Annotated in this window: 3 protein-coding genes; 1 reads left to right on the top strand and 2 read right to left on the bottom strand. The window is 60.9% G+C overall.

What is annotated here, in order from left to right; all coding sequences use genetic code 11:
- Positions 1-68 precede the first annotated feature (68 nt).
- Positions 69-665: a hypothetical protein gene (locus ABX749_RS20085; RefSeq protein ID WP_372897540.1), complete on the top strand. Its 597-nt coding sequence runs from the start codon at positions 69-71 to the stop codon at positions 663-665.
- A gap of 245 nt (positions 666-910) precedes the next feature.
- On the opposite strand, the gene ABX749_RS20080 is transcribed toward ABX749_RS20085, so the two are convergent.
- Together ABX749_RS20080 and ABX749_RS20075 are read right to left on the bottom strand one after the other, a co-directional pair.
- Positions 911-1,243, bottom strand: coding sequence for a histidine triad nucleotide-binding protein (locus ABX749_RS20080; RefSeq protein ID WP_095739753.1), 333 nt, complete (start codon positions 1,241-1,243; stop codon positions 911-913).
- A 42-nt stretch (positions 1,244-1,285) separates the two neighbouring features.
- Positions 1,286-5,203, bottom strand: coding sequence for an FtsK/SpoIIIE domain-containing protein (locus tag ABX749_RS20075; protein WP_372897539.1), 3,918 nt, complete (start codon positions 5,201-5,203; stop codon positions 1,286-1,288).
- Between the last annotated feature and the right edge of the window lie 201 nt (positions 5,204-5,404).

The raw sequence follows: 5,404 nt of genomic DNA, 5'->3' as shown, positions 1-5,404 counted from the left end.
GATTCGCCACGCGAAACCGCCCGCCGACCCGCGCGCCAACCCGCGCGTCCCCCCCGCCGAGTTGACCCTTGCGAAAAATCGACAAAACCTACGCCGACCCCCTGGGGCTGATCTGGATTCACGCCGCCGGCCGAATGGGCATGCGGATCGAGCGCAGTGCGGAGGTGAATGCGTCCTGGGATGGGCGTGGCGTGCTGACGATCGGGACGCCCGAAACCTTGGACCCGGACGACTCGCTGGCGCAGATGATCCTGCACGAAATCTGCCACGCCCTCTGCGAAGGCCCCGAATGTGTTCACCAACCGGACTGGGGTCTGCAGAGCTTTGATCCGTCCAAAAAGTTCCACGAGCACGCCTGCCTGAGGCTTCAAGCGGCCTTGGCCGACCAGTACGGCATGCGCTCGTTCTTTGCCGCGACGACCATGTTTCGCTCGTACTACGACCGGCTTGCGGCCGATCCGCTTGAAGGCGACGGCGGCGGCGGCGATGACGACGACGGCCAAGCGATCGCCTTGGCCAGGGACGCCTGGCAACGTGCCCACCACGGACCCTGGGCTGAACCGCTGCACGACGCCCTTCGCCGCACCGCCATCCTCGCTCGAGCCCTCTCGGGACTGACGACCGAAGATTCCCTCTGGCACGGGCAGGGCGACGCTGCCGTCTAGCGGCTTGTCGATTCAATCGACAAGGTTTTGACCAGCGCCGGGCCCCTCGGCTCGCGCCAAACGGCTGATCATCAATTGATATCAGCCGGTTCGCGCCAGCGCCAGCGGCGCCCATCAATGGCGGTTTCGCGGTATTGCGATTGCGTCCTACCGCTAAAACCTCGCCGAACGAAGACGCCCGGCATGCACAGCATGCCCTACAAAACTCAGCCCGGCATGCACAGCATGCCCTACGAGGCGCTAGTTCAAACCAGCGTCTGCTTCGCTCCACCGAGCAGGTGAAAGTGCAAGTGCGGCACCTCCTGGCCTCCCGCCTGGCCGCAGTTGACGACCATGTTGTAGCCATCGGCCAAACCTTCCTGGGCGGCGATCTTGGCGACCGCCAACACGCAGTGACCGACAATCGATTCATCTTCGTCGGACAAATGCGCCAGCGATTCAATCTCCTTTTTGGGGATCACCAAGACATGAACCGGCGCCTTGGGATTGATATCGCGAAACGCCAAGCACACGTCGTCTTCGAATACGATGTCGGCGGGAATTTCGCGGTCGATGATTTTGCTAAAGATCGATGGCATGGTCGACGGTGTGAAACCGAGTCATGGGAAGTGAACGGTGAGCTACGATTCCAACCAAGCTTTGACGTCCATCGCATCGGCTTGATCGGGCTGGCGAAACTTGCTGATTCGGCCGGCCGGTTCATCGTACAACAGCATCGTCGCCGCGGACAGTTCGCTGGCGATCGGAGAATCGATCAACAAGGACGAATCGGACGCATTCAATTGCCCCAACACACGCAGTTCGACATCATGCTGCGATTGCCGGGGCAACCAACGCGTCATGATTTCCACGCCGCCGCACACCAAAATACAGTAGACGTTGGCCGGCGGTCCGTCCTTGAGCACTTCGCGCATCGCCTGGCCTCCGGACATGCTGCCCTGCGTCGCATCGAGCGAAAAATTAAACGCGTCTTCGTGGCGAAAATCTCGGAATCGATCCAACGGATCAATCACGATCACGATCGGATGAACCCCCTCGGCCTCGTCACCGCGCTCCTTCACCAGCTCGGCCAACTTGCCCATTTCCGGCGCACTGTCCCGTGGCTTCACTTCCCGGAAGTTGAACCCCGCCCGCTGCAACCACGGAGAGAAGGACTGAGTTTCGTTGGTTCGGTTGCCATTGAAATAGATCACTTCCAATTCCGAGTTCGACCTCGCGAACCCGGAAAGCATCGCCGAGAGCAACCCGGGGCGGGCTTCCGGCGCCGGAATCATCACCACGTTGCGGCCGGCGTTGCGGGACAATTCGATTGCAACCGGCGGACCGATTTCGACGGACTCTCCCAACAATCCGTGCAACTCTTCGCCCGACTGAGCCCGATCGCCGATCGCGGCCGCAGCCAACCCCGGCGACCATTTGCAGGGACGATTGCCTTCAAACACCACCGGCGGAGGAAGTTTTTCGAGAAACACTTTGTCCCGCTGCGCGATCTTGGACAACAACTTTCGATGCTCGTCGTTGCTTAGCCAGGCAACCTGGAACGGTTGATTGCCTTCGATCAATCCGCCCGCATCGTTGTAAATCGCTTCCCCGGGTCGCGTGATCAATCGCGCCGCGGTGTTGTCATCGGACAAGATCAACGCCGCGTCGGACTCGCTGCATTGCATCGCGATTCGAACGGCCATCTGCCCCAGCGTCGCCCGCGGCAACGAATAGGCACCCGCCAGCGACTGGCTGCTCAAAATCACGTGGATCCCAAACGACCGCCCCTGACGAACCAGCCGGTCCAGCAACATCGAGCACTCCGCGGCCACCTTGTCGTCGCGAATGAACAACTCTTGAAACTCATCGATGATCAGCATGATTCGCGGCATCGGCTGGCCGCTCGCCGATCGATAGTCCGACAACTCCTGCGTCGACTGCGCCCGGAACAGTTCACCACGCTGTTGCAATTCCTGATCCAGCCGCTGCAGCACGCTGCGACCGAATTCGCGTTCGCTTTCGATGCCGATCACCCGTGCGTGCGGCAACGCGCTGTCGGCATACGTCTTGAATTCGACGCCCTTCTTGAAATCCAACAGGTAAAACTGCAGTTGGTCGGGCGTGTAGTGATGTGCCCCCGAGGTGATGATGGAGTGCAGCAAGGTACTTTTGCCCGATCCGGTTTTCCCGGCGATCAACACGTGCTGGCGGACGCCTTCGCCCAAGTCCAAGGCGAGCGTCCGTTGTCCGCCCTGGCTGCCGATCGTGATCTCGATTCCCTCGTCAGTCCGCGCCTTGCCGCCTTGTGCCGGCAGGATCGATTCCAGCGGGATTTCCACCCGCGCGGCCATGGTGGCGGCCGTCCCGATCTGGTTGGCCAGTTCCCCACGCAGATCGGCCGCGACATTCTCCGCCGGCACAAACTCCAATCGTTCCAGACCCTCGTGCCGCACGCTCCAATGGCCCTCTTTGTCGACCGACAATTCCAGCACGCGGCTGTCGTGGGGCAACGGCAGATCGCTGGGCCAAACTTGATTCTCCTTGCAGACCATGAAAACGAACACGCCGCAGCGAACGCCACTTTCGATCAGCGCTTTGAGATGCTTGTACCCGCCACGGGTCAAGCCCTCGGGAAACCCGACCGAGGCGACCGCTTGATAGGGCTCGGCCATCGAACCTGCGATCAGGTTGTAGTCCTCGACTCGTTCGAACTGGTCCCGCAGACTGGACTGCAAAACATCCTCGGCGTGCTGAGCGATTTCGCCCAAACGTGTTTCAATTTGATTCTCGGTCGTCCAGACACGATGGCTGACGAGGGTGGGATCATGATCGGCCAAGGACATGAATGAGGTAAAGTTCTGGCCGCGACCGATCGGATCGATCAACGTCAACTTGGTTCGCCCGCCGGAGGTCCCCGAAAGCATTCGCCATAACACCTGATGAACCAGTTCGATCGCCTTGGCCATCTGGTCCGGGGCGGCGTGAATGATCAAACCGCTGTGCAGCCGCCGATGGAGTGCCACCGGCATTTCATCGGGAAGGTCACCGCTGCGAAACAGCGGCTTGACTTGATCGGAATGGTTGCCCGCCCCGTCGGGGGCATCCCCGATGCGTTCGGACGTCAGCGTCCGCGCCAGAAATTCAGTCACTTTCAAATGCCCGAGCGGAACGAAATCCAATTCGTCGCACTCGGTGTGCGGCTGGTCGGCGACCTTGTCCCACTTTGGAAACCGAATGGCGCACGCCTTTCCGGCCGACTTGATGCGTTCCAAACCGCCCCGCACGCCGTCTCGCATCCGATCGGTCACCCGTTGCAATTCCTCGTGCCGTCGCCGCGCGTTGGCTTCCCGTTGCCGGTGCAAGGCTTGGTCGGTGTCGGCCAACTGAGCCGTGATGGTTGCCGCGACCTGCTCGGCACGATGATGCATCTCCGAATTCACCTTGCCATAGCCGGACAGAAAATCTTCACCGAGCTGCTCCAATTGCTCGGTCAATTCTGCCCTGGCCGCTTCCTGCTCGGCCGCCAGCTGCTGCGCCAGATGTTCCAACTGCTCTTCGCGCCATTGCTCGGCCGCTTCGAGGTGCCGATCACGGCGGTCTTCCAGTTCGGCCAACGCGTCGCGGGCGGTGTCTTTGGAGATCTTGCGTCCGGCCGCGGCAGCTTCTTCGGCGGCCTGCCCCGTCCGAATGATCTTGGGGTACATCCGCCGGGTATGTCGTCGCAGGGGAATCAGCAATGCCGCGTAAATACAAAACCCGATCACGGCTGCGGCCACCACGCCGGAAACCATGTACAGCCAATACTCAGCCGGTTGGACGACCTGCACGCCGACACACCACAACACGACCGCGACCGCGACGCCACCGGGCAAATAAAACGAATCATCGAACTTGGCCGCCGCACTGTTTTGCAGCTCGGTGACAAAGCCCCGACACTTTCGCGAAAGCCGATACACGGTGTCGACCGAATCCGCAATCGATTCCGGTGCCGGCTCGCTCATGTCGTCTTCGGGAGTCTCCGCCGGTGGGACGTTGGGCAACCGATCTAGTCGCCGAATCGTCAGATCGCGGGCCCAAGCTACGTCTTCACTGATCGGAACGAGCGAGGCATTGATTTGCTCGATCTCTTTTTTACTCTGCTCACCGGGCTGGTGACGCCGCGCCTCGAATTGATGCAGGACGGCTTCGCGACGCGCTTCGACTTTCCGCTCGATCGCGATCTTTCCCTCGGCAGCCTTTTTGCGATACAGCGACGCGAGACGATTGACCTCCGTTCGTAGCCGAACGGTTTCCTCTTCATAGCTGGCGAACACCTTTTCCTCGGCCGCGTCCCATTGCCCCAGCGTGATCCGCCGCTGCCGTCGACACTCGGCCGTCACGCCACTGCGATCGGACAGCAACTGTTGCTCCTCTTCGTCGCGTTGGGCGGCGTGCTGGTTGATCAGTTCCTGACGCTGGGCTTGACAGGTTTCAAACCGCGCGACCAACGCATCGATCAGGCGGCGTTGTCGCTCGGGCGAGAACAGCCCCGCGGGTGCAACCGAGAAGTCTTTCATGGTGCGGATCGGAATCGAGGAGAAAAGACGAGTGCTTTGTCACAACTTAATCTTCGGGTGGCTCGTTGACTGAGCACTAGTATTCCGCCGCACCTTGGTTTTCGGGGTAGGCGGTAGTGGACGAGGCGACGAGTCCTTGCCAATCTGCCGACGACAGGGGACTCGCCGACGACAGGGGACTCGCCGACGACAGGGGACTCG

The sequence above is a fragment of the Stieleria sp. genome (genome assembly GCF_041595215.1).
In the GTDB taxonomy this organism is placed as follows: Bacteria; Planctomycetota; Planctomycetia; order Pirellulales; family Pirellulaceae; genus Stieleria; species Stieleria magnilauensis.
The sequence above is the reverse complement of the archived record's forward strand: the minus strand, read 5'-3'. Positions and strand labels throughout refer to the sequence as shown.